Here is a 25,412-nt window from a genome sequence, read left to right as displayed (position 1 = left end):
GGCTGTTAGAACTCAATCTGTACGAGTGCCCACACAGATGATTGCTTTATATTGTTAAAGAACGTTGCGACATTGTCGCTAGGGATGCGTATAATACATCCTTTATTTTTCGAGTCAACACTTAGCTTTAAACTTTCTTGCGAATATTTAAAACCTAAGTTTTATTTAACTCTCTGAGTTGTTCGTGCCTCGCTATGCGTTGGCGTTTCCTGTCTCAGTGGGGTCGCATTATAGGGAGATCCAAAAACAGATCAACACTTTTTTTCAATCTTTTGACTGTTCGCTCAAAAAGCATGCAAAACGCTTTAAAAGAACACTCAATCGATGCTTTTTCGAGTCTTTTTTGATGTAAATTAAATTATTTCACATAAATATCATTGCTATGTTCATTTATCGCGTTAAGATAGCAAGTTCACAATGTTAAATTAATGTTTATTTCCTGTTTATTGGTAGATCAAAATGAAATTACCCGATCAAAAATCTCTTATCTCTTCAGTTATCCTTGCTGTTATTGGTTTCGTTATAGTTAATTTTGCGCCTTCGAGCCTACAATTAAGTCATGCACTGTTATTTGGTGCTGGTTTATTAATTGGTGGTGTAGTTATAGCTGCAATGTCATCTGGCGATGTAGAAGAAGCCGAAGTAAAAACAAAAACACTTTATGTGGGCAATCTTCCTTATCGTGCAAATGAAGGTGTAGTTCGCGCTTTATTTGAAGAACAAGGTAAAGTGTTTAATGTACGCCTATTAAAGGATAAAAATACTGGCAAACGTCGTGGCTTTGGCTTTGTTGAAATGGCAGAGCTAGATGCTGATAATGCTATTGCAAAATTAAACGATAGCGAGTTCCAACAACGTACATTGAAAGTTCGTGAAGCAAAACAAAAACAAGATGATGAATCTAACTCTTTTCGTTCTGAATCGGATCAATCAGCGTAACTAGCTCCACCGGTTGCTTATCAACATAAATAGAAGCCGTTGCGTAATAACGTAGCGGCTTTTTCTTGCCTGTACAATTAACATCAAGCTCATCACTGCAAGCTATATTATGCTCTTTGAGTATTGCACACACCCGTTTGGCTATTGCTACGCCGGAATCAAGTAATAATACAGTGCTGTTAAAATACTCATTCAAACCTTTTGCTAAAATTGGGAAATGCGTACAACCTAACACGACTACATCCACTCTATTATCAATAGCGAGACTATCGAGCTCTGCAACTAGTTTGTCTTGGATAATCTTTTTACTTCGATATGTTTGTTCCGCCAACGTTACAAGTTCAACACTAGCATATAAATGTACTGTGACAGCTTGACCATGCTGGCTTATCAACTGTTGTGTATAACTACTTTGTACTGTTGCTGGTGTGGCCAATAAGGCAATATGCTGTGACTTAGATAATAAAGCGGCGGGTTTAATTGCAGGTACTACACCGACGATCGGTATCGTGGTTAATTCGCGAAGTGCGCTCAGTGCTGAAGTAGATGCGGTATTACAAGCAATAACTAACACATCAACGTGTAATTGTTGTGTTTCTATAAAAATTAATAATCCGCTGAGGCGCTGAATTATGGTTTGTTGACTCAGCTTTCCATAAGGTAGGTAGGCGTTATCCATAAAATAACTATAACGGCCATCAGGTATGTATTGCTGAATATGCTTCAGCACTGTGGTACCACCAATGCCCGAATCAAAAACCATGATATGAGGTGACAAACAACTCGCTCCTTATAATAACTAAGCTGAGCAGTTTGCCACGCGGTATACTGAAAATAAAGCTTATGCTTCACTCTCTAGTGCTGCTGAGCGCAATTTATTCATTTGCTCAAACATTGATTTTGTATAGTCGACTAATTTGCCTATTTCCTCTTGGTCTTGATTTAACCATTGTAAAATGCCTGACAGTTCATTTTGCAAACCAAGATCACCCGCTTTATTAAAGGCATTTTTTAGATCGTCATTAAATGGAGCTATTTTTTCAGCCACAGCTTTCTCTGGTGTTGGTTTATTCTCTTCATAGCCTTTTATTGCTGCATACGTTTTAGTTTGCTTTAAGTCCATTGAAAACGCGACTAGCTGTTCGTTGCCTAAGTTGAGCTCTTGTGCTTGTTCAAAGGCTTGTTCCAAATCACCACCAAAAAATGTTTTACTAACATTTTGCAAGTCTTCCATCATTGCATTAATAGCCTTTTGTTCATCTTCGTTTAAGTCACCATTTACTGACATGCTAAATGATAACTCCCGCGATTGTGATGATGCACTGGCATAGCCTTCATTTTGACCATTACGCTGATAACTACTGGCTGATTGCTGTTTAAATGCATCAGCAAAACTAATACTCACCTCGTCACCTTCTGCAGTGGTGAAGTTATACTGAGCATTATTACTTAAACTTAAATACTGTGCTTGAGTAACACTGACAGAATCCGGTTTAGGGTTAAATAAATCCTCTTCAAACTCATCCAGGCCATTAAAAATACCTTCTTTGGATTTTTCTATGCCCTGCTCAATTTCGTCGTTTAGAATACCGGTATCTTTTAATTCACCATAAGCATCATCAATACCTGTTTGCACACCTTTGCGTGCATCACTAAGCATACCTTTGAGTTTTTCATTATCGGCTCCATTGACTTGCGCTTTCTTAACGGCACCAGTTACAAAGTCCAAAACGTTTTTGACGATTTCTTCAAAATCAAATAGTGGCTTGTCTTTTTTCTCTTCCGCGACAGGTAAGCCTAAGGCCTCAGCCATTTTGTCACCTAACACTTTTGCTGCTAATTCTTTACCACGTTGCTGGTAACTATCTTGAGGCGACTGTATTGTAGGTTGCTGTAATGCAGCTTTGTTACTGTATTTATTGACGTTGTTGTTTGGAACAAAGCCAAAGTTGCCAATTTTCATGATCCGACTCCTATTTTTGCTTACTTAAGTATCGGCCCAAAAATAAATAACTAAAGTAAAATGTACAAAAAAACAGCATTTGCTATTACTCAAAATTAGGGCCTGTTGACCTTTAAGGATTAAAATTTGTTCAACCTCGGGGCGATTTAATCGCGGCGCGAGATTTGTAACCTAGTGGGCTAAGTAAAAATTGAGCAAAGCTTCCGCGTCCTGCTCACGCCCCTTACTTACATCCATGTAAGTAACAAAGAGTTAATCGCCCCTAGGCAGAACCCTTCGGGCAGCGCGCGTTTGGCATTTATGCTACGTTATCGCCTATTTATGGGGAATAACCACACTACATAGGCTCTGCCTTGCCTAAAAACCAAACGCACAGCTGCAAAATTAACCTAGAAAGATAAACAGACCCTAGACAAATAATCCCTGCCCCCTACAATAGCGCCGATAAACAGCATAATGAAATAAGGTAGTAGGTAATGGCGGTTATAAAGATCGATACAACAGGATACGACGCACAGTTAAATGAAAAAGAGCAACGTATCATTGCGCAATTCCAACGCTTTGGTGTTGAACAATTAGAAGTCTTTACCTCTGAGCCAATTCATTACCGTCAACGCGCTGAATTTAGAGTATGGCACGATGGCGATGAGTTATTCCACATTATGTTTGATCAAGCCACCAAAGACAAAATCAGAGTCGATGTGTTTGACCCTGCAGCGCCGCTAATTGGGGAAGTAATGCAGGCAATGATCGATAATCTTAAAGGCTGTGAAGTCTTGCGTCGTAAATTATTCCAAATAGATTATCTTTCTAGTTTAAGCGGTGAGATTTTAGTGAGTCTGCTTTATCACAAACCACTCGACGAAGAATGGCTAGCAGCTATCAAGTCACTAAAAGAATCATTGAGTGAGCGCTTTAAAATTGATTTTATTGGGCGTGCTCGCAAACAAAAAGAAGTACTCGGTGATGATTTTGTTACTGAGCGTTTAACAGTTAATGGCCAGCAACTTATTTACCAACAAGTTGAAAACAGCTTTACGCAGCCAAATGCTAAAGTAAACATTAAGATGCTGGAGTGGGCACAAGACTTATGTAAACCACTAAAAAATGATTTACTAGAGCTCTATTGTGGTAACGGTAACTTTTCAATTGCCTTAGCTGGTTCGTTTAATCGTGTATTAGCAACCGAAATTTCTAAATCGTCAGTACACTCAGCGCAGTATAATATTGCTAAAAATAACGTAACTAACTTAGATATCATTCGTATGTCGAGCGAAGAGTTTACTCAAGCTATGAAAGGCGAACGAACCTTCTCACGTTTAGAAGGGATTGACTTAAGCAGCTATGATTGTCAGACCATTTTAGTTGATCCGCCGCGCGCAGGCATGGATACACTAACATGTGATTTGGTGGCTAACTACGAGAGTATTATTTATATCTCATGTAACCCTGATACGCTTGAGCGTGATTTAGAGCACCTAACTCGCACTCATGAAGTTAAACGGTTTGCGATTTTTGACCAATTTCCATATACCCACCACATTGAATCAGGGGTATTTTTACAACGTAAATTGTAAAGTATCTATGCCAGTGCTTTTACTAGCGCTGGCATTTGCTGCTCACTAAAGACTTTAATACCATTCTTTTCTAATAGCGAAGCCGTTAATCCCATTCCAACCACCTTAATACCACTGTGCGAGCCATCGTAAATTGTATTACGACCACAAGAAGGACTTGATTCCTTTAATAGCGCAAAACGAATATTGTACTGTTGGCAAAGGCGTAATGCTTGTTTTGCACCTAGCTGAAATTCCGGTGTCACATCATCACCAGTATTGGTAATCACTTTACCGTTGACGATTTCAGCAGGATCTCTAGGAGTGGATAAACCACCAGCAATCTCAGGACAAAAAGCGACTATACGTTCCTGCTGCTGCCATGCGATAAGCTGAGGATGGAGTAACTGTTGTCCGCTACCATCGTAGCGCACGGGAGCACCAAGTAAGCAACTTGAAACCAGTATTTTATGCATTTCTTACCACCTGCAACAAAAAAGCTCCGCGTACGGAGCTTTTTTACAATAAACACTAAACCGCTCTATTTAGCAGCTAAGTAATTAATTAGATCAGCCATACTTTTAGCATCTTTAATACCTGAATCACCACCAACAATAACACGGTACTTACCGTTTACAATAAAGGTAGGCACACCTTTCAAAGCACCCTTTTGTTTAAAATATTCTTGATCACGCTTCATTTTGGATACCTTGGTTCTTACTGTAAAGCTGTTGTAAAACTTATCAAAATCATCAGCAGCTACACCTTGAGCAACAAAGATATCTTTCATATCAGCAAGCTCATTGATGTTTGCTCGCTTGCCATGGATATGGTTGAAAATAGCGCTAATTAGTGCATCTTGTTGTGGTAATACAGTTGCCGTAGCGTAAGCTTGTGCTAACATCGTTTGAATTTCTGGGTTACGCGGACCCGAAAAGTCAACATGGCTTTTCTTAAAAGTAATACCTTCATTTAGTAGCGGCTTTAATTCAGCAACAATTGATTCAAAAACATTACAGTGTGGGCAGTAAAATGAGAAGAATTCTTTAACTTCTGGCTTTTTAGTTGCGCGTGCATCAATCGTTTCATAATGCGTCCCTTCGTCATATTGAATCGCGGCGGCGTTTGTAGCAAACCCAAGCGTCAACGCTATTAGTCCTGCTTTAACTAATTTGATCATCGGTAAAAACTCCAAAAATTATTGTTTTAATAGCTTATTGTTGTAATAAAAAGGCAACTAACTCATCAAGCTGCTCTTGGCTCTTGATGGTATTGATATTGATTTTGTATTTATCATTAACGATAAACGTTGGTACACCGGTTAAGGCTCCCATTTGTGAAAACTTATTTTGCTTGTCTTGCATGGCTTTTTCCGCCGCAATCACTGGCATGCTGGCAATATCTTTATCAAAGGTATCGTTATCAATACCATTTACTGCAAGTAATGCTTTAACGTCTTTAATGTTATTGAGTGGAGCACGTTTTATATGAATGCTGTCAAACATTTGATCTGCAACTTGCGCACCTTTGTTATGCTGTTTAGCGATGATATACGCATAGCTCAAATTACTTTGCACTTCTGGCGCTAAACCACCTAAAAAGTTGACATGGTTTTTTACAAACTCAGTACCTGCAGGCAAGCTTTTTTCCATTGCTTTAGCTACAGCTTCAAACTTAAAACAGTGCGGACAATAAAATGAAAAGAACTCTGTTACTTGTGAGGTTTTACTTTTTTCAATTTTTAGTACGTCATAGTGCTCACCAGCTTTAAAATCTGCGGCCATCGCAGCAAAAGGTAAACATAGCAGTAGTAAACTCAATTTTAGTTTTTTAAGCATTGGACTCTCGTTTCAGATATTTTTAATAATTAGTTAGGCAGCAACTTCAGCGGCGGCTCTTGAAGTGCAGAATACTGCTCTTTCAGCGCTAAAATTTGTTGCTCCCAGTATTTGTCATCAGCAAACCATGAAAAGTTCCGCGGAAATGCCGGATCTTCCCAACGTTTAGCTAGCCACCCCATATAATGAATCATACGCATTGCGCGTAATGGTTCAATTAATTTGAGTTGAGTGTGATCAAAATCACAAAATTCTTCATAGGCAGCCACTAAGGTATCTAACTGTAACAGTTGATTGTTTCGATCGCCACTGAGCATCATCCATAAATCTTGAATCGCAGGCCCTTGACGACTATCGTCCAAATCAACAAACATCAACGCATCACCGGCCCACAGAATATTACCGGCATGGCAATCACCATGTAAACGTATAGTATCCACCTGCTGGTAAAGCGATTTCGTTTTAGCGATCACCATATCTAAAATAGTATAAAACGCAGTAGTTAAACTGCTAGGCACCAGATTACTGTTTTGTAACTGAATTTTAGCTGTATCTAGATACTCGTCACACCCTATGACCGGACGTTCGCTAAAAACATTCGCTTTAGCTGCTTGATGCATCCGACCAATCAAGCGTCCTAACACATCTAACTGATCAAGATTATCAACTTCAAAGATGCGCCCCCCGACACTTGGGAACAAAGTAAATAGATAACCATTATGCTCAAATAAGCTTTCGCCATTACGCTGTATCGGCGCAACTACAGGCACTTCAGCATCAGCCAATTCAAATGCAAAGCTATGCTCTTCGAGTATTTGTGCCTTACTCCAGCGCTCGGGACGATAAAATTTCACCACATAACGTAGGCCATCTTCAGCTTTGAATTGATAGACACGGTTTTCGTAACTATTCAGTGCTAATAAGCCAGACTCTGCGTAAATACCAATACTTTCGACCGCATCTAAAATCGAATCTGGGGTGAGGTCAACAAAACTAAATTTACTCATAATTCTCATCAATTATAAAAAAAGCGGGAAAATCCCGCTTTTTATTTGTTATCAGTGTACTTAACTATCGCGCTTTAAAGAAGTTACTCGGCTGCGAAATTTGTGAACTTGGATTGTCCACTGGCGATAATACAAAATTAAACTCGGTCATCGGCGCTTTCAAATCATACGGATCCATCACCAATGATAATGGCACGTTGTGCGATTCGCCCGCTTGCACGGTAAAAGTTTGCTTACCTATGTACTTAAAGTTCTCCAGTCCTGCCACCTTAATATTAAAGGTTTGCTCGTATTGTGCTTTGTTGATCACTTTAAGTGTGTAGGTATTTTCGACAAGCCCATTAAAATCGACTCGATAGAGTTGATTTCGATCGCGAATAATATCTAAGTCCATTGGCTTACGCATTACAATATTCGTTACCAGCGCTGCGCTGAGCACCACTAATATAACAATATAACCAATAATCTTAGCGCGCAGAGGATTGGTTTTATTCTCTGGCGTTTCTAGGTTACGCTCAGTGGTATATGAGATAAGCCCGCGCGGATAATTCATCTTATCCATTACTCCGTCGCAGGCATCGATACAGGCGCCACAGTTAATGCATTCAGCTTGCAGGCCATTGCGAATATCGATCCCTGTTGGGCATACTTGTACGCACAAATTACAGTCAATACAGTCACCTAAGCTAAGCTCTTCTCGATCTTGTTTACGACTACGTGGCCCACGATTTTCACCACGTTTTTCATCGTAGCTTACTGTGAAGGTATCTTTATCAAACATTGCAGATTGAAAGCGCGAATACGGGCAGATATGCAAGCACATAATTTCGCGCATCCAACCAGCATTACCATAAGTACATACAGTAAATACGATAATGCTAACCAGCGCATAGCCACCTACATCAAAAGTAACAAAATCCGGTAACAGCTGACGAATAGGTGTGAAATAACCAACAAAGGTCAGTGCGGTGTATAAAGAAAAAGCTATCCAACCTGTATGCTTGGCTGTCTTACGCCAAAATTTATCAAAGTCCATTGGTCGCTGATCAAGCTTCTTACGTTGATTCGCTGTCCCTTCGAACTTTTCTTCAAACCAAATAAAAATAAACGTCCAGACTGTTTGCGGGCACGTATAGCCACACCAAACCCGACCGTAAAAGGTGGTCACTAAGAATAACGCGAATGCAGCAAGCATCAGAATAAAAGCAAGAATAGTAAAATCTTGTGGCCATAGAGTTAGCCCAAAAATGTTATATTTTTGACCAATGAGGTCAAATAACACAGCTTGTTGGTCATTAAAGTTTATCCATGGCAGCGCCATGAACGCCAACATACCAAGAAAACCAATGCGCTGTCTTAATAGTTGATGTAACCCTTTAACCGCACGTACATAAATGCGATTGCGGGGATTAAATCTATCCTGTTGAGCATAGAGATCGGGCTTTTCGATCTTGACCTCACTAGGAATATTTTTTACTTTTATTTGCTTGTCCATCGAAGTTCCTCAACGCCGCTTGGAGAATGAAAGTCAAACAATCATATAACGCTATTTAGATAGCTAACAACTAAGCTTACATTTAAAAATAGTGCAAACTGAACTACTGTGCTGTAAAAGTTCAGAGATTTCTGAAAAATCTAATTGTTCTCTGTCATTATACCAACTCTCCTCAAAAAAGCTGATATTCATTGATAATAATTTATTCACCTAACTTGCTTGCTTTACAAAGGGGCATTTTATTACACTGGTGTCTAATTCGTACCCGTTCAGATCAAAGTTTACTCACATATGAAAAAATTCCTTGTACTAGTTGTAGTGATACTTGCGTTATTCACAATTGATCATCCAATGATAAAAGAACCTCGAGAAAAGTTATTAGGAGAAGGTGTAGGGCTATTAAGTAGTGCTAGCAACATTAACCGTGGACCCGCTGCGAGCATGGCAAAAAACCGCATCAAGTCAGAACTAACACTTTCAGAAAGCGAGTTAGAGTATTTAGAAGAAACCATGCAAACTGATGAACAGCTGCAGCTATTCCATACTCGTTACTGCCGCAGTAAAGATCTCAACCTATATTTTTACGAAGATCGTTTAAATACAGTGTGTGACATCGTCTCAACATCATTGGCTGAGCGCAGAGGTAAATAGTGGATTTTTCAGCTTTAACAAAAAAAAGCAGCGCATCGTTTAACCAACATAAAAACCTACTGAAGAAGCTGGCGAAAGGACAAACGGTTAAATGTGAAGTATGCCAAGGCATATTAACGTTAGATTTAAAGACTCAGCAACCCGGCCAAGGGATTGCTAAATGCCCTAAGGGCTGTACTGAAATTGTGTTGGATTTAGCATAATGCTAACTCCAACCATCTTCTTCATCTACGTACAAACCACTTTGCACAGCGATAATTTCTATTAACTCAGCAAATCCTAATGCAAAATCTCCCATTAGTTCATACTGTTGCTGGCATAGTTGTATTTCACTAAGCTGATTTTGCTGGGCAATTGTTGTGATAAGCTGGGGCTCTAAAGCAAAAAAGCCTAAACTGGCGTAAGCGGTTTGCAATGCATCAGTTAAGTCTGTTGTCAGTGCATCAGCTTGCATTAGCTTATCAATATACACCTGTGCTCCCTGAACAAAACCCTGACACCATTGCTGGCATTCATGCAAATCTAGGTAGCTGTCATCTTGATCACTCACCAGTAAACTTACAGGGAGCTTAAAACCTGTTTCATAAACTTGCTCACTGATCTGATGATACAAAGCCATAAATGCAAATAATGTTTGTTCTTCTAGCTGGCCGTGTGTATCTGGCACTATCTGTTCAAGCCACTCGTGTACGTCTAATGGCTCAGGAGAGCAAATAACCGCAAATAAGTAACCTTGGCTCTGCACCAATGTCATGGCGCCATTGCGGCTCGCTAAATACGTACTTAACTGCTGGCCATGTTGCTGTGTAAATTCAGGAATTTGCATAAAACAATTCAGCCTTGTTTAAAAATTTAATGGATAACGGCCATCGCTATCTGCACGGCCTAAAAATTTGGCGGCATCGTGTACTTCTTTTGGTAGTGATGCTTCTGGCTTGATATATCCAGCCACTTTAAAGTCCATGTTTGCTTTTAAGGTTGCATCAGCCGCTAAGCCTAAGCGGTTTTCAGGATCAACTAACACGGCTATATCGCCCGACTTACAGCTTAACTTGCCACTTAATGGACCAACGCTAAACCAGCCAGACAATCCTTGCACATCGATGTTTGCACTGGCGATTTCACCTTTTAATGCATCACAATAAGGCGCTCCTGAGAGATATTCATCTAACTCAACAATTACTCTGCCTTTAGCATTAATAGGTAATGGCAACTGCAAACGCTGCATCGCACGTTCAACACTCAAACGCAATGTAGCATCATTTAATGCAACTACTTGATCAAGCAAACCATAACTAAAGTCACCGCGTCCTGACAGTTCACTGGTCTGTCGCGGATCACCAAACTTTACACTGCCTGTAAGCTGTCCGGTGAATAATGCCCAACCAGAAATATCCCAGTTTAAATTGTTAATCTGTTCATCTTGATAGCGCAGCTGCATGATTCTACCCTGCCAAATGCTACCCGATGCTTTACCTATTTGCAGATCTTTAGGTAGATAAGGATTTGCTAAATTAAGCGCAACTGCAGCTGGCGTTTTTAATAGTGCAAAAAAGATAAAACCGAAGAAAAATATTACTATAAGAATCGCTATTTTTTTCATTCTTTACTTCTCTAATACCAGTCGGCTAACGCGTACGTAGCCTGGTTTATCATCGCGACTGAGATCTAAATTTTCAATCAATACGCCTTTAGTGTTTACCAGTTCATCAAGCCATTCTATGAGCTTATTAAACTGTACCGAGTCGATGGTTAATCTTAATGAATTATCGCTAGGCTGCATTTTGCTTATGGTTATATCGTAGCGAGCGCGGCTAGCATTAACTATTTGACTCAAGTTTTGGTCACTTGTAACAGCACGCGCACTACCCGCTTTGAGTTTAACAATACTGTTATCAACCCACGCTAATAATTCTTGCTGTTTAACTTGGTTTTTTTCAGCTTCAGTTATCGCGTTGTTTAGTGGTCTAAAAATACCCATAACTAAGATAAAAATAACAAAAATAACCCCAGCGACCATCACCAACTGTTGCTCTTGCTCTTTTAAGCCACGCCAATGTTTTAAAAGTTGTTGTTTCATGCAGCACCTCGTAGTTTTATTTCACCGACTACAAAGTCGCCATCATTATTTAATGAGCCTTGGTCTACAGTTAATCCGCGTTGTTCAAGAATTGCTTTAACTTTGCCAAAGGTTTGAAAATCTTTTCCGCGAGCACGAACTCTAAGTTCATTGCGACGTTGATCATAACGCAATGTCTCAGGAGTAAACTCTTGCACTTGGCTAAATACACCCACCAGCTCATTCGTTAAATCTAGGAATCCGGCACTGCTGCCACCCTCTAATTTAGCCAATTCACCCTGAATTTGGTTTTTAATCAAATGCGGACGAACTGTTTTCCCCGGAAAGGCTGTTTGATAGCGCTCAACCACTTGTGTTTTAGCGACTTCAAGCTCACTATTTAACTGATACAATTCAAGACTTTTTACTGCCACAGAGCCAACTAACGCGACACTCGCTGCAATGGCGGCACCTTGCCAATACGCCCACCATAATGCGCTTTTCTTTTTCAGTTGATATTGGCCTTGGCGAAGATTGAATCTTATCTCAGGTAATTGTTTAGCAAATAGCGCCAGCGGCAAATCATAAGCATCGGTATGCGCCGTAAGATTAACCGTTTCTGGAAATTGCGAGGCAGGGCTGTAATGTGCAACATCAGGGTGACCTAAAGCAGTTAAATACTCAGCCAACCAGCTTTGCTCTACAGCACTGATCCGCCATGAGCCTTGCTTACATAGCCATTGGTTATTAAGCTCAATGACGCTTAATCCCTCATGTTCCGCAGTAGGAAGCAATAATGCATCGGGTAACAGTTTGAACACTTCAATTCCATGTTCAGCAAATACAGCTAACCAAGTTTCAAACCATTCTCGGTCAGTCATGGCAACTTTAATGGCGTGCTTGTCACCGACCATAGTAGGCTCAGCAATCGCGATAAATAAGTCATCTACGTCACATGCAATCTCTTCTTCAAGCATATATGGGAGCGCTTGCTCAAGCTTACGATTCCATTTGGTCGGCAGGATTACGGTTTTTAGTTGCACCTGATCACATGGCAGTAATACCACAACTTCACGATTCTGTGCTTTTTCAACTAACTCACTCAGTTGCTCAGCGTTCGGCAATCCGCCACTGGCAATTATTTCTTGTTCTAATGGTGAATAAATCAGCCAATTAATACTTTCTTGTTGAGTTTGACCCGTGCGGATCAACAGTATTTCTGTCACTGTACGCCTCCAAATTTTCGCGCCAGTATAGTTACTTCGCCATCTTTGGCATGCAGTAATGTGGTCATCGAAAAACGCAGATCGACAAATTTAGCCTGCGCTTGTAGTTTAAAATATTCGCTATTTATGGTGAACAGTTTTTCAACAGACTTAACATTTTGAGCCCCTTGTTGATTCACTTGTTCAAAAAATTCTTCAATATTATTAAAGCCTTCTTCTGGCCGGACTGATAGCACACTTTGCGCACCTGACTCACTCAAACCATCAATCAATGCACTCAATAATAATGCCTGTTCAGGAGCGATTGTATTGACATTAATTGCTAACAATTCGCTACCTGGGATCACGCATACGTATGGCAAGATTTTTTCCATCACTAATGGATTAAACCCTTTAACCAAACGCAGCTCTGAGCTTGATGCAAAAAAACTATTCGCTGTCATATATGGTGATTTACGCGATAAATACTCATCTTCTTCAGCGCCAGAACGATAAGTAATACTATCTTCATCGAGCCAGTCGTAAACACTGTCAGCCATGGCTTCTTCCGACTCTTCTGCTGGTAAGTCCTCAATATTTTCTAATAGCGCTAATAACGCGGTGTGCGCAGGATTGGTTTTATCAGTACTACCCGCTTGTGGCGCTTTAACACGTAATGCATTGAGATTTAAACAAGCCTGTAAGTCCGTGATCTTGCCTTGCAAGGTACCATTATCAACCGGATAAGGAATATCGCCTTGTTGCGCCCAAATTTGTTTTAAAGTGGTTTTTTCAGGGTCATCTTTTTTGCTTTGTAATAACGCTTTAATAGCCAGCTCTTCTGCTGCATAGGCATACCATTTTGCTTGCTGATGACCTTGTATGTTGGTACTTTTTTGAACTTGAACAAGCAAATTAGCACTCATCTCTACGGCTAGAATTGATGCCAAAGCAACAATAAACAAGACAATTATAAGCGCGGCACCATGTTGAGATTTATGGTTCACTTAAACCTCCCGCCTTTCCGTTACCTGGTACTAAAAAAACGCGTCTTATTGGTTCTTCATCAATTTGTTGCAATGTGACCGCCACAGCTTTTGGCAATGCCTTGCCCTGCCACTGCTCTTGCCATTCATTTTTTTCATCTAAAAATTCAAATTTAAGATCTTCGATATCTTTAAGAATAACTTGCACTCGCGGCTCAAGGTTATCGAGTTGATCAACATAAACCCGATATATACGCTCAAGGTTGTCATCAATAACACGATAACCCACTGCTTGTAGCTCTGAGCGCGGTAACAAATTAATTGGGTTTACCCAGCCATCTCGCACAAAGGCAATACCATCATACTGGCTATTAATGGTGTAACGCCCAGCAAGTAGATATTGTTCTTGCACATCACCGGCTTCATTGCGCACGGCACGTTTAGTCATTTGGCTGAAATCTTGATCCATTAACCTAAAGGTCGTTTGCAAACCATTCAATTCTGCAATTTTTTCGTCTGATGCATCTTTCGCTTTGGTGGTCGAATCAAGAATTTGGTGAGTAGCTAACACGACGAATGCTAAAATCCCCAGCGCTACCATCACTTCTAATAGTGTAAAACCGCGCTGCTTCACTTATTTGCTACCTTTATTTAAATAGCTGATGAGCTCATAAACCGAGTGCTCTAACTTTTCATCGCTAAATACATTAATAGTCACTTTTACAAAACTTTTATCTGCTGTCGCTTCGGTATCTTGACGCCAATACCATTCTATACCAGCCATTGTTTCCGTGCCTTTTGCGCCATTTTTGCCTTGCCACTTATCGCCGAGAGTACGCTGTTCAATCATTACATTCTCAGCCACCCAAGAGGCATAGGTTTGCTCTTCAAGGCTTGATAAATGATTAATATGCTCAGCTGTCGCTTGCATGGCGGCAATCCCAGCCATGGCGCAAATACTCAGCGCCACCATAACCTCAAGTAAAGTAAAACCTTTAGACCTGCGATACATTATTCTGGCTCTCTGCGTAAGTTAACCGGTGCGGAAAATTCCCCTTCGATGAAATACACAGGTTCTTTTTCATCTTTTAATTCATAGATAAGTTGAAATGCGCTCACCTCACCAGAAGATAAAATTAGCACTTGCGGGATTTTCATTTTTTGCAATTCGAGTAAGCTATCATCATCACCGCCACTCATTAACTCGCGCCAATTGGATTGCTCGAGTAGATTATCTTGAGCCCATGCGAGATCTTCTAGATTAAGTGTCAACTTAAGACGTTCATCAACAGTCATCGGCGCAAACAGCTTTTCTCGGTCGAAGGTGATCCATTTTTCACCATCAAACACTAAAAACTCTAAGGTATCTTTATCAAGCTGAAAACCTAATTCAAGCTGATTTAAGATTGCAAATTCAGAAGCCATATTAATGGTGGTATGCAGTCTCAGTGCTTGTTTGTCCAATTCATCTTCAACACCGCCATCAAGACTATATACCACCATTTTAGTGGCGAAGGCGATCACCACCAGCACAACCAAAATTTCAATTAAGCTAAAGCCACGCATCGGTGACTTTAGCTTTGCAAGGCGCAACTTAGTCCGACTTAATATCATGCTAAGCTCGGTGCTGGGTATAAAAACGCCTTTATACTAAGATGCATTATTATTTTTCTTCATCCCAGTTACCAATGTCGTCATCAGTACCCACTTCGCCATCGGGTCCCATTGAAAACAAATCAAATTTACCAACTTCACCTGGGCTGATTAACTGGTACGGATTTCCCCATGGATCTTCTGGTAATTTAGAAATAAAGCCACCTTCAGGAAAACGCTTTGGTACTGGCTCTACGCTAGTTTTAGTCACTAACCCTTCAAGGCCTTGCTCAGTGGTTAAGTACGCTTTGTTCTTTAATTTATAAAGACTCATAGCATCTTCAAGCTGCTGAATATCAAGATGCGCTTTATCAAGTGCCGCTTCTTCTTGCTGACCCATAATATTGGGTGCCACGATTGACATGATCATGCCAATGATAACCAGTACCACCATAACTTCGAGTAATGAGAAACCTGCTTGTTTATTCACGTACATACCTCTGTTGTTCTTAATAATTAACTATCGTAACACGGTAAAAATGCATTACGAAATCCCTAAAATAGTTAAAGTCCAATCGCTTTATTCATTGCCATAATAGGTTGTAATATGGCCATTACGATAAACAATACAATAACCGCCATGGACGCTATCATCGCAGGCTCTAAGAGTTTTAGCGAGACATTTACCATGGTTTCAAATTCACGGTCTTGATTGTTTGCAGCACGCTCTAGCATTTGCTCGAGCTCACCTGATTTCTCCCCACTGGCGATCATATGCAGCATCATCGGTGGGAATAATTTTGTTTGTTGTAAGGACGCTCTTAAACTTGCCCCTTCACTAACGCGGGTTGCGGCATCCGCCACTGCTTTTTTAATTTTCTCGTTGATCAATACGCCACCAGAAATACGCATTCCCTCGAGTAACGGCACTGAACTTGATGACAAGATACTCAGTGTACGAGCAAATCTGGCGGTATTAATACTACGAGCAACTTTGCCAATGCCCGGCATCATCAAAATTTTCGAATCATACCAAAAGCGGATCTTAGGCTGTTTTAGCGCATGTTTAACACCAATCACTGTCGCGGTAAATAACACCAAAGTAATGAACCAATAATTTTGCACATAGTTACTAGCAGCCATTACCCATTCAGTCGTCCAAGGTAAAACCTGCTTTGACTTTTCAAATGTCTTCAATATTTTAGGCACTACAGTACCTAGTAATATTGAAACGATACCAATGGCAAATATTACTAATATCACCGGATACACCATCGCTTGTGTGATTTGACTACGCATGTGTTGACGTTGTTCCGTGTAATCGGCTAAACGGTTCAATACAGCATCTAAGTGACCTGATTTTTCACCCGCAGCTACCATAGCGCGGTATAAATTATCAAATACATGTGGAAACTCAGACATGCCATCAGCCAAGGTATAACCTTCAACAACTTTTGAACGCACCGACATTAACATACGCTTCATACGCGGCTTTTCACACTGCTCAGCCACCGCCATTACCGCCCCTTCAACCGGTAACGCCGATTGAATGAGTGTAGCGAGTTGGCGAGTGATCAAAGCGAGATCTGAGGTAGATATTTTCGCTTTAAAAAAGCTGCCAAATGGCGAGCTTTTTTCACCTTTAACTTGTTTATCCCCCTCTGCGGCGGGCACAACTTCGAGCGGCGTAAGACCTTGTTCACGTAATGATTGGCGAATTTGTTTCGCGGTATCCGCTTCTTGAATACCTTTTTTCTCTTTGCCGCGAGCATCGAGCGCGCGATATTCAAATGCTGCCATTGTTAACCTTCCTCACGCGTTACACGTAATACTTCTTCAAGGGTGGTTTTACCGGCTAACACGCGACTACAGCCATCTTGGCGAATACTTGGGGTATGTTTGCGAATGTACTTTTCAACACTTTGCTCACCTTTACCACTGTGAACAAGTTCGCGAACAGTTTCATCAACTACCAGTAATTCATGAATACCGGTACGACCACGGTAACCATTAAAGTTACACTCTTCACAGCCAACGGCTCGGTAAATAGTCGGCGGATTTACAAATGGTACGCCGAGCAATTCACACTCGCGCTCATCTGCAACATGACCTTCTTTACAGCTCTTACATAAAGTTCGCACTAGACGCTGCGATAACACCCCTAACAAAGAAGATGACAGTAAGAAGGGTTCAACCCCCATATCTTCCATACGAGAGATAGCACCTGCTGCGGTATTGGTATGCAATGTCGACATCACTAAGTGACCTGTAAGTGAGGCTTGCACGCCAATTTGTGCGGTTTCAAGGTCACGTATTTCACCAACCATTACTACATCAGGATCTTGACGTAAGATTGCCCGTAAGCCTCGGGCAAAGGTCATATCAACTTTAGTATTTACCTGAGTTTGACCAATACCTGGGATTTCATACTCGATTGGATCTTCAACCGTTAAAATATTACGATCGCGAGAGTTAATTTGGCTCATGCCCGCATAAAGCGTGGTACTTTTACCAGAACCAGTTGGACCGGTCACCAAAATAATTCCGTGCGGTTTACTGATCAAATCAGAGAACAATTCACGATTGCGCAGCGTCATACCTAAATCTTCAAGATTTAAACGCGCGTTATTTTTATCAAGTAAACGCAGTACAACCCGCTCACCAAAACTTGATGGCATGGTTGATACCCGAACATCAACGGCACGTCCTGCGATACGCAAACTAATACGACCATCCTGCGGGATACGCTTTTCTGCAATATCGAGTTTCGCCATTACTTTAATACGCGAAACTAGCAATGAAGCGAGTTTACGATTCGGCTTTAACACTTCTTTAAGCACGCCATCAACCCGAAAGCGGATCACTAGCTCTTGCTCAAAGGTTTCGATGTGAATATCTGACGCGCCTTCTTTAATCGCTTCACTGAGCATCGCATTGATCAATTTAATGATTGGTGCATCATCATCTCCGGCAAGCAAATCTTCCGTTTGCGGCATATCTTCAGCCAGTGAAAATAAATCAACTTCGTTACCTATGTCTTCCATCATTTGCTGGGTTTCAGAACTATCGCGTTGATACGATGCCTCTAATAACAACTCAAACTTGTCATCAGCTAAGTGTTCAAGCGTAAAGCCATGCCCAGCAATGCGGCGCACTTCTAACAATGCATCAATGTTAAGCTCACCACGATAGAACACCACCCGGTCATCATTATTTTTACTTAATAACATGCCTGCACGTCGTGCATATGAAAATGGTAGCCGCTTATTAGGCAGTTCAACTAAATCGTTACTGGTCATCAGCTCGCTATTATTTAGCGGCTGTGAGGGCTCTGCGGTGATCTCAGTGATTGCATCAGTCATTATTGCGCTCATCTGTATTTTGCTGTCTTAAGTATTCTTCATACGTTGGCGGTAATACTAATGCATCATTCCACTCAGGTAGGATTGGCACATCGGTTAGAGGCATTAAATCAATACCATCTTCTTTTTGTTTATACTGCTCACCACGGATAAAGTTATATTTGCTGTGGCTCAATTTATTCATTTTAATGCCATCACGGATAATGGTAGGGCGAATAAACACGATTAAATTACGTTTACGCTTGCTGGTGCTGGTTGAGCGGAATAAGTGACCAAGGATAGGAATATCACCTAATATTGGTACCTTTGAGACGCTTTCTTGCACGTCTTCATCAATTAGACCACCAAGCACAACCATGCCGCCATCATCAGCCATAACCGTGGTTTTAATGGCACGTTTATTAATAGATATATCCACCGAAGTAGTACCACTCACGCCAGATACTTCTTGCTCAATGGTTAACTGTACAGCTGAACCATCATTTATTTGTGGCGTTACTTTAAGTTTTACACCCACCTCTTGACGCTCAACAGTTTGAAATGGATTAGAGTTATTAGAACCCGTTTGCGAGCCAGTAATGATCGGCACTTCTTGACCGACAATCATCGATGCTTCTTCGTTATCCATGGTGGTAACCGAAGGCGTAGCAAGAATATTTGAGTTAGTATCAGTAGAGACTGCTTGAATGATCGCGCCCCAATCGTTTTTAACAATCCCCATAGCCAATCCATTGATGCCCCCTAACAACGCACCTAACGGGCCAAGATCACCTTCTACAGTTTTCTTAATAGGAGTAACTACTGCATTGTCAGTGCCTACAACGCTATCAGTAATTGTTTTATCACGAGCTTGCTGAGCAGCTACAGCTAAAGAACCAACAGGAACGGTTGTGCCGTTATTAAACTGCATCATACCGCCTTGCTCTGAAATCCATTGCAGACCAAAGTTAATCCCATCAGCTTCCATTACTTCAACAATGATTGCTTCAACGAGTACTTGGGCACGGCGAATATCAAGCCGTTCAATCACTGACTCCAATGAACGCATAGTGTCAGGTTGAGCAGTAATGACCAATGAGTTTGAATCTGGGTGAGCTTCGATACTGGTTTCGTTTTGGTTGCGGCTACGGGTTTTAGTTGCCCCACCTTGACCTTCTTCACCAAGCGTTTTGCTAACCCCTTGCAACACTTTCACTAAATCTTCAGCGCTAGCGTAATTAAGGTAAATTACTTTAGTGTTGCCTTGGCTTTGTAACTCACCGTCGAGGCGTTTAATTAATTCAATAGCACGCGTTCTTGCTTGGCCTTCGCCACTAACAATCACGCTATTAGTACGGCCATCTGCAACGACTTTAGGGATCAAAAATTCGGGGATACTGCCTTTACCGCTATCTTTGTAAATATTATCAACCACAGATACCACATCATCAGCGGTGGCAAAATTTAGCTTTACAATATCAACCCGCTTATCACCGGCTTGGTCAACTGAGCGAATAATTTCAACAAGTCGGTTTACTGAGGCAGCATGACCGGTCAACATCATGACGTTTGCTGCGTTGAAGTTGGCAACATGACCGCCATCTTTTTGGTCGCTAAACTGACGCACTAATGGACCTAGTTCTTGTACGCTAACATTTTTTACACGTACGACACGAGTGATCATCATATCACCGCGCGCTTGGTCGTCTTCAGTGACTAACGGTACGTTTGATTTTTTAGCATCAGAGCTTTTTTCAATCTTTAATATGCCGTTATCCATTTCAACAGCTGAATAACCGTAAACTTCTAGCACATTTAAAAAGAATTGATAATAAAGTGCTTCGTCCATCAATTCATAGCTGCGTACGTTTACTTTACCACGTACGTTCGGGTCGATAATGACGGTCTTATTCAGATTTTTACCAACGATATTAATAAACTCGTTGATATCGGTCCCTTTAAAGTTTGCAGCATACTCAACGGCAGACACCGATAGAGATAAGCTAGCCACAAAAAAAAGTGTTGCGTACTTAGCTAACCCTTTTCTGATTTTTTTGAGGTGTAGCGCGTGAACCATTATATTAAAACTCCAAAGCTAAGTTATTGCAGGCTAAATTGCACATCAATCTGCTCGCCATCACGGTCAATTGTAATGTTCGCATCGGTACTATTACGCAGCTCATTAATGGCTGACATGGCCTGTTTTAAATCTGTTAATTGATAGCCGTTAATCGATACAGCCAAATCGTTATTTTGTAACCCCATCTGCGTAAATAATGCAGGGTCTTTACCTGGGCTTAAACGGTAGCCAATAAGCTCACCATCCTTCATAGCCTGAGATACTCGAATATAGTCAAATAGTTTACCGGGATCTTTTAACAATTCTTCTCGGGTCTCTATAATTGCTTCTTTTACTTCTTGATTTGCTGTTACATCAATCTGACGGTCACTGTCCATTTGCGGACCTTCATCGAGTTCAGGTTCATCACTTTCACGTTCGGCAAGTACTGGCATTGATACTGTTTTGGTAAAATCCACGCCATCAAGCATTAACGTTTCAAAACGGCCACTGACATCTAAAATTACTCGATCAGGTAATACTTGAGCAAGCTTAGCGCGAGTGCCTTGTACAACATCATCTACTAAATAAGTTGATTGTTGGCCTTGAGACTCAATAATTGCCAAGCCTGTTTGATCATTGCCACTGACTGCAACAATACCAGTTAAATTAATGCTTAATCGAGTTTCTGGCGCATTGTTAATGACTTGAGTTTGTTTGCTTGCTGGTTTTTTAGGCGCTGCGTCGGCTTTACCAAACAAGTTTTGTGCTAAAATTGATTGCGTATTAACCCGTTCAGGTTTACCTGTAACGCTATTAATATAGCTTGGAGAAAGGCTCGAATTAACCGGGGCTGGCCATGTTAGCCAAAATAGTTTCGCTGCTAAAAAGGCAATGTAAACAACGGCTAAAAGCGTTATTGCCCAACTCAATTTAGCGTGGGGTAATTTACTTACTAAATGTTTTAGCTGCTGTAATCGCTGTTCCATAAATGACGTTTCTTATTTTAATTTGCTGTTTCATCGCTGGCCTATAGTACCTTTTCATTTTTCATTCAACAAGCGCACTAATATTAAACTTTGTAAACAAGGTAAATTAACGTTCAAGCTGAGTGTAAAAAACTTCGACTATTTCTTTGTTGGTAAGTTTCATGCTAAATTTTACCTTACAGAGCCGCGCTTTTAATTGAGTATAATTGTGTCAAAAAGTAACACCCGTAATACCACGTCAAAAGATGAAACTATTAGTATCCGTTTAGACAAATGGTTGTGGGCTGCACGCTTTTATAAAACCCGCGCCATCGCACGGGACATGGTGCAAGGTGGCAAAGTACATTATAATGGCCAGCGCACTAAACCTAGTAAAATAGTCGAACTAGATGCCGTGATCAAACTTGCTCAAGGAGTTGACGAAAAAGTTATCACTGTACTTAAATTGCTTGATAAACGCTTAAGTGCCCCCATTGCTCAAACCTTGTATCACGAATCTGATGCAAGTATCGAAAAACGCGAAGCCAATAGCATCGCGCGCAAGAATAATAGCTTTTTTGCTCCTCATCCGGACCGTAAACCAGATAAAAAGCAAAGACGCGAACTTTTAAAAATGAAATCAAGTTAGGTAAAGCCACTCATGCAACAAGATCTACTTCATCGTTATACATTTGATCAACTAGACGTCCGCGGCGAACTCGTACAAATAGAGCAAGCTTATAATGAAATGATTGCCGATCACAATTACCCCGTGCAAGTGCAAGCTTTATTGGGCGAGTTACTGGTCGCAACCTGCCTACTTACAGCTACATTAAAGTTTGAAGGTGATATAGCAGTACAACTGCAAGGTGATGGCCCGGTAAAATATGCGGTTATCAACGGTGATCATCAACAAAATATGCGCGGTATTGCCCGCCTGCAAGGTGAAGTAACAGGCTCAACCATCCAGGAACTAATCGGTAACGGTGTGATGGTACTGACAATCACCCCAACTAAAGGTGAACGTTATCAAGGTATAGTTCCGCTTGAGCATGACACGTTAGCAGCATGTCTTGAAGCCTACTTTGCACAATCAGAGCAACTACAAACACGTCTATGGTTTGCAACTGATACAACACAAGGTCATGCTAAAGCTGCTGGTTTACTACTACAGGTGTTACCTGTAAATAAAGAAAAGTCGATTACTGACTTTACTCACCTTGAAGCACTCAGCAATACGATTAAAGCTGAAGAGTTGTTAGAGCTTGATGCTGCCACTGTGCTTACTCGACTTTATCATGAAGACAATCCGCGTGTTTACGAGCCGCAAGCAATCCAGTTTAAATGTGGTTGTAGTAGAGAAAAAACCATCACTGCGCTCGTTAATATAGGTCAACAAGCTTTATTAGATGACGTTATTGAAAATGGTGAGGTAAAAATTAGCTGCCATTATTGCTTAAAAGATTACGTTTTTAATGAACAAGATGTGAAAAGTATTTTCAACTAATCTAATCGTTCAAAAAACCAACAAAATTCAAACCGCATTTATTGCGGTTTTTTTATGCCAAAAATTGATACCGGTGTCATGAATTGTATTACTTTTATGACACCGGTATCATTGAAATTATTCATGTTTTTTACTAAATATATGTGTTTTTAGGCCTTTGATAAGCTCGAATATCCCTAATCCATCTGTTACTATAATTACAGCTTAAAGGGAAACAAGAACCCCAGAGCTATCCCGTTCAATCTCACACAATTTAGGTATAAACATGACTTCAAGCGCTACTCGTTTTGTCGATCTAACTGCAGCTGAACTTGTCGAACACGCGATCCGTCGTGGCGAAGGGACTTTAGCCGCCAATGGAGCTTTTGTTGCTAACACTGGTCGTCGTACTGGTCGTTCACCACAAGATCGCTTTATTGTTCAAGAATCAAGTACTGAAAATGAAATCCAATGGGGTAATGTAAATCGCCCTTTCGATGCAGATAAATTTGACGCTTTATGGGCACGTGTAGAAGCACATGTGCAGAGCAACGACCACTTCATCTCTCACCTTGAAGTAGGCGCTGATCCTGAGCATTATTTACCTGTTGTTGTTACAACAGAAACTGCATGGCATCATATCTTTGCCAAAAATATGTTTATCGAACCTAAATCTTATAATGCATCTGATTTACCCCAATGGCAGGTAATGAATGTACCTTCATTTGTTTGTGACCCAGAACGTGATGGCACTAACAGTGATGGCACAGTAATTATCAACTTTGCACAACGTAAAGTATTGCTTGCAGGTATGCGTTATGCCGGTGAAATGAAAAAATCAATGTTCTCAGTGCAAAACTTCCTACTACCAGCAAAAGGCGTGCTACCAATGCACTGCTCAGCTAACGTAGGTGAAGCTGGCGATACAGCATTATTCTTTGGTCTATCTGGTACCGGTAAAACAACTTTATCCGCCGATCCAACTCGCTTTTTAATCGGTGATGACGAACACGGCTGGGCACCTGGCAGTGTATTCAACATCGAAGGTGGTTGTTATGCTAAGTGTATCGACCTTTCACAAAAGAATGAGCCTGTTATCTGGGATGCAATCCGCTTTGGAACTATCCTAGAGAACGTTGTCCTTGATGACAAAGGCGTTCCTGATTTTCATGATACTAGCCTAACGCAAAATAGCCGCGCAGCTTATCCGCTTGAACACGTTGAAAAACGCAAAGTAGAGAACCGTGCAGGCGAGCCAAAAGCAGTGGTATTCTTAACCTGTGATGTAAGCGGCGTATTACCTCCAGTATCAATTCTTAGCGAAGAAGCGGCAGCGTTTCATTTCCTAAGCGGTTACACAGCAAAAGTTGGCTCTACTGAAATTGGTTCTACCAGCGATATCGAATCAACATTTTCAACCTGTTTTGGTGCACCATTCTTCCCACGTCCAGCGGGTGTATACGCGGAGCTTCTAATGAAGCGTGTACGTGAATTTGGCGCCAAGGTATACCTAGTTAACACTGGTTGGACTGGCGGTCCTTACGGCACAGGTAAGCGTTTTGATATTCCAACTACCCGCGCTGTTGTTGATGCAATCGTATCAGGTAAACTGGCTGGCGTTGAAACTCAACATATTGATGTTTTAAACCTAGACGTACCAGTTGCAGTACCAGGCGTTAACAGCGAGCTACTTAACCCAATCAATACTTGGGAAGATAAAGCTAAATACGCCGAATATGCGGCCAAACTTGCAGCAGACTTCACTGAAAACTTCGCTAAATACGATGTATCAGATGAAATCAAAAATGCTGGGCCTAAAGCTTAATTACTTACTTTAGCTTCATAATTAAAACGCCAACCTTGAGTTGGCGTTTTTGATCTACTGGCGTTTATCAAGCCTCTTGCCAATTACCATAGAACGAACTTTCCCATATCGCGACTTTTGCATTCTTGAATTCAAGTATTAAGTGCAATCATTAAGCAAAATTTAGATGGGACTGAAATATGATTGTGAGACAACTAGCCAGCACCTGCCTACTTTGCACTCTCATACAAGCATGTAGCACACCTTCGAATAATGCTTCAGCGAAGTGTGCATATTCTCACCAGCTTTGATCACCCAATGGCATTAACTTTGATCGCTTATTCTCATTAAGCTTTGATCACGAAAATTACGCGATAATGATCACTTTTGTGTTCTTAATGATTTTGCCGATCAAAGCTTAATGCCACTCGTAACCGAGTTCACGTTTTATCATTTTTGTAG

General features: G+C 40.9%; 27 protein-coding genes. 7 read left to right on the top strand and 20 right to left on the bottom strand.

All coding sequences use genetic code 11. The annotated features are described in order from the left end of the window. Nucleotides 1-459 precede the first annotated feature (459 nt). Nucleotides 460-939 (top strand): RNA-binding protein, encoded by a 480-nt coding sequence (locus tag H5186_RS21055; RefSeq protein ID WP_149983393.1) that lies wholly within the window; start codon nt 460-462, stop codon nt 937-939. Here the strand turns inward: H5186_RS21055 and murI are convergent. Both murI and H5186_RS21045 read right to left on the bottom strand, forming a co-directional pair. Then, the gene (gene murI / locus H5186_RS21050) at nt 902-1,717 is read right to left on the bottom strand and encodes a glutamate racemase (protein WP_182794906.1); all 816 of its coding nucleotides are present in this window, start codon (nt 1,715-1,717) and stop codon (nt 902-904) included. The genes H5186_RS21055 and murI overlap by 38 nt on opposite strands. Before the next feature lie 63 nt (nt 1,718-1,780). Then, a complete protein-coding gene (locus tag H5186_RS21045; protein ID WP_149983391.1) occupies nt 1,781-2,902 on the bottom strand; it encodes a DUF5610 domain-containing protein in 1,122 nt (373 codons plus the stop codon). A 476-nt stretch (nt 2,903-3,378) separates the two neighbouring features. Here H5186_RS21045 and trmA point away from each other — a divergent pair, with 476 nt between their 5' ends. Then, nucleotides 3,379-4,479, top strand: coding sequence for a tRNA (uridine(54)-C5)-methyltransferase TrmA (gene trmA, locus H5186_RS21040; RefSeq protein ID WP_182740667.1), 1,101 nt, complete (start codon nt 3,379-3,381; stop codon nt 4,477-4,479). A gap of 5 nt (nt 4,480-4,484) precedes the next feature. Here the strand turns inward: trmA and H5186_RS21035 are convergent, their stop codons facing one another. From H5186_RS21035 to ccoG, 5 genes are all read right to left on the bottom strand, one after another. Continuing rightward, nucleotides 4,485-4,934, bottom strand: coding sequence for a DUF523 domain-containing protein (locus H5186_RS21035; RefSeq protein ID WP_145242799.1), 450 nt, complete (start codon nt 4,932-4,934; stop codon nt 4,485-4,487). A 65-nt stretch (nt 4,935-4,999) separates the two neighbouring features. Beyond that, entirely contained in the window at nt 5,000-5,638 is a 639-nt protein-coding gene (locus tag H5186_RS21030) for a thiol:disulfide interchange protein DsbA/DsbL (protein ID WP_149983390.1), read from the bottom strand. A 34-nt stretch (nt 5,639-5,672) separates the two neighbouring features. Then, nucleotides 5,673-6,296, bottom strand: coding sequence for a thiol:disulfide interchange protein DsbA/DsbL (locus H5186_RS21025; RefSeq protein WP_182740665.1), 624 nt, complete (start codon nt 6,294-6,296; stop codon nt 5,673-5,675). 29 nt (nt 6,297-6,325) lie between these two features. Further along, on the bottom strand, nt 6,326-7,303 hold the full coding sequence (locus tag H5186_RS21020) for a serine/threonine protein kinase (protein WP_149983388.1): 978 nt from the start codon (nt 7,301-7,303) through the stop codon (nt 6,326-6,328). Between the two features lie 64 nt (nt 7,304-7,367). Continuing rightward, a complete protein-coding gene (ccoG, locus tag H5186_RS21015; RefSeq protein WP_182740664.1) occupies nt 7,368-8,798 on the bottom strand; it encodes a cytochrome c oxidase accessory protein CcoG in 1,431 nt (476 codons plus the stop codon). A gap of 291 nt (nt 8,799-9,089) precedes the next feature. Here ccoG and H5186_RS21010 point away from each other — a divergent pair, with 291 nt between their 5' ends. Beyond that, nucleotides 9,090-9,449 (top strand): hypothetical protein, encoded by a 360-nt coding sequence (locus tag H5186_RS21010; protein ID WP_145242788.1) that lies wholly within the window; start codon nt 9,090-9,092, stop codon nt 9,447-9,449. Next, nucleotides 9,449-9,652, top strand: a complete 204-nt coding sequence (locus tag H5186_RS21005; RefSeq protein ID WP_182719490.1) for a hypothetical protein — start codon at nt 9,449-9,451, stop codon at nt 9,650-9,652. Before H5186_RS21010 ends, H5186_RS21005 begins: the two co-directional genes overlap by 1 nt. Nucleotides 9,653-9,654: 2 nt before the next feature. On the opposite strand, the gene H5186_RS21000 is transcribed toward H5186_RS21005, so the two are convergent. The 13 genes from H5186_RS21000 to gspC form a co-directional block, all read right to left on the bottom strand. Next, nucleotides 9,655-10,275, bottom strand: a complete 621-nt coding sequence (locus H5186_RS21000) for a UPF0149 family protein (RefSeq protein ID WP_182740663.1) — start codon at nt 10,273-10,275, stop codon at nt 9,655-9,657. Nucleotides 10,276-10,293: 18 nt separating this feature from the next. Further along, nucleotides 10,294-11,052 carry a type II secretion system protein N gene (locus tag H5186_RS20995; RefSeq protein ID WP_182719492.1) on the bottom strand — a complete coding sequence of 253 codons (759 nt, stop codon included), beginning with the start codon at nt 11,050-11,052 and terminating at the stop codon, nt 10,294-10,296. A gap of 3 nt (nt 11,053-11,055) precedes the next feature. Next, nucleotides 11,056-11,529: a type II secretion system protein GspM gene (gene gspM / locus H5186_RS20990; protein ID WP_182719493.1), complete on the bottom strand. Its 474-nt coding sequence runs from the start codon at nt 11,527-11,529 to the stop codon at nt 11,056-11,058. Further along, on the bottom strand, nt 11,526-12,734 hold the full coding sequence (gspL, locus tag H5186_RS20985; RefSeq protein WP_149983383.1) for a type II secretion system protein GspL: 1,209 nt from the start codon (nt 12,732-12,734) through the stop codon (nt 11,526-11,528). The genes gspM and gspL overlap by 4 nt, the downstream gene beginning before the upstream one ends. After that, on the bottom strand, nt 12,731-13,720 hold the full coding sequence (gene gspK, locus H5186_RS20980; RefSeq protein WP_145242776.1) for a type II secretion system minor pseudopilin GspK: 990 nt from the start codon (nt 13,718-13,720) through the stop codon (nt 12,731-12,733). Before gspK ends, gspL begins: the two co-directional genes overlap by 4 nt. Continuing rightward, a complete protein-coding gene (gspJ, locus tag H5186_RS20975) occupies nt 13,710-14,333 on the bottom strand; it encodes a type II secretion system minor pseudopilin GspJ (protein ID WP_149983381.1) in 624 nt (207 codons plus the stop codon). The genes gspK and gspJ overlap by 11 nt, the downstream gene beginning before the upstream one ends. Beyond that, a complete protein-coding gene (gene gspI, locus H5186_RS20970; RefSeq protein ID WP_145242773.1) occupies nt 14,334-14,711 on the bottom strand; it encodes a type II secretion system minor pseudopilin GspI in 378 nt (125 codons plus the stop codon). Further along, a complete protein-coding gene (locus tag H5186_RS20965) occupies nt 14,711-15,313 on the bottom strand; it encodes a prepilin-type N-terminal cleavage/methylation domain-containing protein (protein ID WP_182762286.1) in 603 nt (200 codons plus the stop codon). Before H5186_RS20965 ends, gspI begins: the two co-directional genes overlap by 1 nt. A 49-nt stretch (nt 15,314-15,362) precedes the next feature. Then, nucleotides 15,363-15,782 (bottom strand): type II secretion system major pseudopilin GspG, encoded by a 420-nt coding sequence (gene gspG, locus H5186_RS20960; protein ID WP_145242768.1) that lies wholly within the window; start codon nt 15,780-15,782, stop codon nt 15,363-15,365. Nucleotides 15,783-15,856: 74 nt separating this feature from the next. Then, a complete protein-coding gene (gspF, locus tag H5186_RS20955; RefSeq protein WP_145242766.1) occupies nt 15,857-17,092 on the bottom strand; it encodes a type II secretion system inner membrane protein GspF in 1,236 nt (411 codons plus the stop codon). A 2-nt stretch (nt 17,093-17,094) separates the two neighbouring features. Next, nucleotides 17,095-18,654, bottom strand: a complete 1,560-nt coding sequence (gene gspE / locus H5186_RS20950) for a type II secretion system ATPase GspE (RefSeq protein ID WP_145242764.1) — start codon at nt 18,652-18,654, stop codon at nt 17,095-17,097. Continuing rightward, the gene (gene gspD / locus H5186_RS20945; protein WP_182740661.1) at nt 18,647-20,710 is read right to left on the bottom strand and encodes a type II secretion system secretin GspD; all 2,064 of its coding nucleotides are present in this window, start codon (nt 20,708-20,710) and stop codon (nt 18,647-18,649) included. The genes gspE and gspD overlap by 8 nt, the downstream gene beginning before the upstream one ends. A gap of 23 nt (nt 20,711-20,733) precedes the next feature. Next, the gene (gene gspC, locus H5186_RS20940) at nt 20,734-21,681 is read right to left on the bottom strand and encodes a type II secretion system protein GspC (RefSeq protein WP_182719498.1); all 948 of its coding nucleotides are present in this window, start codon (nt 21,679-21,681) and stop codon (nt 20,734-20,736) included. Between the two features lie 205 nt (nt 21,682-21,886). Between gspC and hslR the strand changes: the two genes are divergently transcribed. The 3 genes from hslR (at nt 21,887) to H5186_RS20925 (ending at nt 24,971) form a co-directional block, all read left to right on the top strand. After that, nucleotides 21,887-22,309 (top strand): ribosome-associated heat shock protein Hsp15, encoded by a 423-nt coding sequence (gene hslR, locus H5186_RS20935; RefSeq protein WP_404676548.1) that lies wholly within the window; start codon nt 21,887-21,889, stop codon nt 22,307-22,309. A 12-nt stretch (nt 22,310-22,321) separates the two neighbouring features. Beyond that, nucleotides 22,322-23,167 carry an Hsp33 family molecular chaperone HslO gene (gene hslO / locus H5186_RS20930; RefSeq protein ID WP_149983376.1) on the top strand — a complete coding sequence of 282 codons (846 nt, stop codon included), beginning with the start codon at nt 22,322-22,324 and terminating at the stop codon, nt 23,165-23,167. 265 nt (nt 23,168-23,432) lie between these two features. Then, a complete protein-coding gene (locus H5186_RS20925) occupies nt 23,433-24,971 on the top strand; it encodes a phosphoenolpyruvate carboxykinase (RefSeq protein ID WP_149983375.1) in 1,539 nt (512 codons plus the stop codon). Nucleotides 24,972-25,412: the final 441 nt, after the last annotated feature.

It is taken from the genome of Pseudoalteromonas sp. SG41-2, assembly GCF_014164535.1.
GTDB classification, from domain to species: domain Bacteria; phylum Pseudomonadota; class Gammaproteobacteria; order Enterobacterales; family Alteromonadaceae; genus Pseudoalteromonas; species Pseudoalteromonas rhizosphaerae.
The sequence above is the reverse complement of the archived record's forward strand: the minus strand, read 5'-3'. Positions and strand labels throughout refer to the sequence as shown.